General features: G+C 61.8%; 4 protein-coding genes. 2 read left to right on the top strand and 2 right to left on the bottom strand.

Annotated features, from left to right (window positions below):
- Positions 1-45: 45 nt before the first annotated feature.
- Entirely contained in the window at positions 46-693 is a 648-nt protein-coding gene (locus EOA22_RS29490; RefSeq protein WP_063169789.1) for an isoprenylcysteine carboxylmethyltransferase family protein, read from the bottom strand.
- A 163-nt stretch (positions 694-856) separates the two neighbouring features.
- Positions 857-1393 carry a translation initiation factor IF-3 gene (infC, locus tag EOA22_RS29495; protein WP_013528312.1) on the bottom strand — a complete coding sequence of 179 codons (537 nt, stop codon included), beginning with the start codon at positions 1391-1393 and terminating at the stop codon, positions 857-859.
- 220 nt (positions 1394-1613) lie between these two features.
- Here infC and EOA22_RS29500 point away from each other — a divergent pair, with 220 nt between their 5' ends.
- Both EOA22_RS29500 and EOA22_RS29505 read left to right on the top strand, forming a co-directional pair.
- Entirely contained in the window at positions 1614-2384 is a 771-nt protein-coding gene (locus EOA22_RS29500; RefSeq protein ID WP_063169788.1) for an alpha/beta hydrolase, read from the top strand.
- Positions 2384-2892, top strand: a 509-nt coding sequence (locus tag EOA22_RS29505) for a benzoate/H(+) symporter BenE family transporter (RefSeq protein ID WP_206521353.1), incomplete at its 3' end; no start/stop codon positions are given. The genes EOA22_RS29500 and EOA22_RS29505, both read left to right, overlap by 1 nt.

Here is a 2892-nt window from a genome sequence, read left to right on the forward strand (position 1 = left end):
ACGGCCCGCGCGCAACACCTGTGGAGATGCGGCGCTGTGTCCTCGTCAGGGCAGCGTGAACCAGACCGGCAACATGCCTGACAGCTGGGCGCCGTCGATCAATTCGAAGGCCGGCAGCGCGATCAGAAACACCAGGCCGTCGAGCAGCGTGGTCAACAGCAGGCGCGGCTTGAAGTTTCCGGTATCGCCCTCCTGGTAGAGCGACAGTTTCGGGAAGAAGCGCGGCACCCGCGCCAGATAGGCCTGATACGGCGCGCCGAGCGCTTCCTTGAGGAACTTCTCCTCGCGCAGGATGACGATATGGAACGCCCCCGCGCACAAAAGCCCGAAGAGGATGATACCGGAGAACGAACCGATCTGCGCGCCGACACCGGCTGCGGCTACGGTCGAGAACACATAGAGCGGGTTGCGGGTGATCGAGTAAGGCCCGCCAGTCACCACCTCGGACGATTTGCGCCCGCCTATGTAGAGTGTCGCCCAAAGGCGGCCCACGATGCCGAGGAAAATCAGCAGCACGCCGAACATTTCGATCGTCTCGTGCACGGCTGTGTCGGGCGGAAACGTCGATTGGCCAAATAGCAATGCTGCAAACAGCACGACCACGAGAACGGCAAGCACTATGCGGCGCATATGCTGGTAATTGCCCAGCCCGCGTTTGAAGTCCACGTCCGAAACCTTGACTTCATCGACCATAGTGAATCCGATCGTCAGGAATTTTGCCGGCGATCGCAGCGTCTGAACAAGAAGAAGGCGTCCCGCCGATCGCCGGGACGCCTTGCGATGTGATTCAGGCGGATTTAAGCGCGATGGCCAAGCCTGACGTCATCGTGATCCTAGATACGCGCCGATGCAGATCTTAGCGCGGCGACAGCACCATCATCATCTGGCGGCCTTCGAGCTTCGGTTCCGCTTCGACCTTGGCAATCGTCGCCACTTCCTCGCGGACCTTGTTCAGAAGCTGCATGCCGAGTTCCATATGCGCCATCTCGCGGCCACGGAAGCGCAGCGTCAGCTTGACCTTGTCGCCTTCCTCGAAGAAGCGGCGAACCGCCTTCATCTTGGTCTCGTAGTCATGGCTGTCGATGTTCGGGCGCATCTTGATCTCCTTGATCTCGATGACCTTCTGGTTCTTGCGCGCCTCGGCCGCCTTCTTCTGGTTGGCGTATTTCAACTTGCCGAGATCAAGGATCTTGACGACGGGGGGCACCGCGTTGGGCGATATCTCGACGAGATCGAGCCCGGCCTCTTCGGCCAGCAGCAATGCGTCGTTGATGGAAACATCGCCGCGGTTCTGGCCTTCGGCGTCGATAAGCTGGACCCGGGGAACCCGGATGTCACGGTTGGAGCGCGGGCCATCCTTGGTCGGCGCCGCTGCTTTGAAAGGTCTGCGAATGGTCGTGGTCTCCTTGGCCGTTTCGTTCAGGATTTGTCAGTGTTGATGCATGGACGCGCCAATGTGGTGAGCGCGCGGGCGGAGTCAATAGCACAGCATTGACAGAAAATCACCCTGATCGCTGTCCTGCACCAAACAAAGAACATAGTGAGCACTTTTCGCCACGCCACCGACCGTGCCACAAGAATCCCGCGCCAGAAGAGGGCCTGAGGAAAAAGCCATGACCGCAACGCCCCCCGTCTTTATGGATGTCGATGGATCGCGCATCGCGGTGCGCCATACTGCTGGCTCTGCGCCCGGCATCGTCTGGCTCGGCGGCTACAAGTCGGACATGCTGGGCGCGAAGGCGCAGACGCTGTCGGACTGGGCGGCAAAAGAAGGCCGCGCCTTTCTGCGCCACGATTATTCCGGCCATGGCGAATCCGGCGGCGCCTTTGCCGACGGCACGATTTCGACATGGCTTGCACAAAGCCTTGCCGTGTTCCGGCATTTCACCAAGGGCAAACAGATCCTGGTCGGCTCCTCGATGGGCGCCTGGATCGCGCTGCGCATGGTGCAGGAATTGCGCGAGGCTGATGACAGCAACGTCGCCGGCCTGGTGCTGCTGGCGCCGGCACCGGATTTTACCGCTGAACTGATCGAACCGGTGCTGACCAAGGCGCAGAAGCGCGATCTCGCCAAAAAAGGTTTCTTCGAAGAGCCGTCGGACTATTCCACGGAACCCTACATCTACACCCGCGCCCTGATCGAGGACGGGCGCGACAACCTGACAATGACAGGCCCGATCGACACCCATTGCCCGGTGCATATCCTGCAGGGCCTGGCCGATGCGGATGTGCCGGCAAGCCATGCACTGAAGCTGGTCAGCCTGCTGCCCGCCGACGACGTGACCCTGTCGCTGATCCCTGACGGCGACCATCGCCTGTCGCGACCGCAGGATCTCGACATGCTGGTGCGGGCCGTCGATGCGATGGCGCAGAGGGGAAACTGATGCGCCTTTCCATTCCGATATCCGCCTTCGTCGCGGCGATCGTCGGCTTCGGCGGCACGCTGGCCATCGTCATCGCCGCCGCCAACGCAGTCGGCGCGACGCAGATCGAGACGGCAAGCTGGGTGACGACGATCTGCCTGGCCATGGCGATCGAGAGCCTGTGGCTGTCATGGCGCACGAAAATGCCAGTCATCACCGCCTGGTCGACGCCGGGCCTGGCGCTGATCGCGGCATCGAGCGGCTTTTCGATGGGTGAGGCCGTCGCCGCCTTCATCGTCACCGGCGTCCTTCTGATCGCCACCGGGCTGTTTCGGCCCCTGACGAAGCTGATCTCGAGAATACCGCCTTCCGTCGCCTCGGGCATGCTGGCCGGTATCGTCGTCACCTTCGCGCTCAATGCGGTGAAGACCATTCCCATCGACCCGTGGCTGATCCTGCCGCTGATTGCAGCCTTCTTCGTCATCCGCCTGTTCAACCCGGCGCTGTCGGTGCTGGCGGTGCTGATCCG

The sequence above is a fragment of the Mesorhizobium sp. M7A.F.Ca.US.014.04.1.1 genome (assembly GCF_003998745.1).
GTDB classification, from domain to species: domain Bacteria; phylum Pseudomonadota; class Alphaproteobacteria; order Rhizobiales; family Rhizobiaceae; genus Mesorhizobium; species Mesorhizobium ciceri.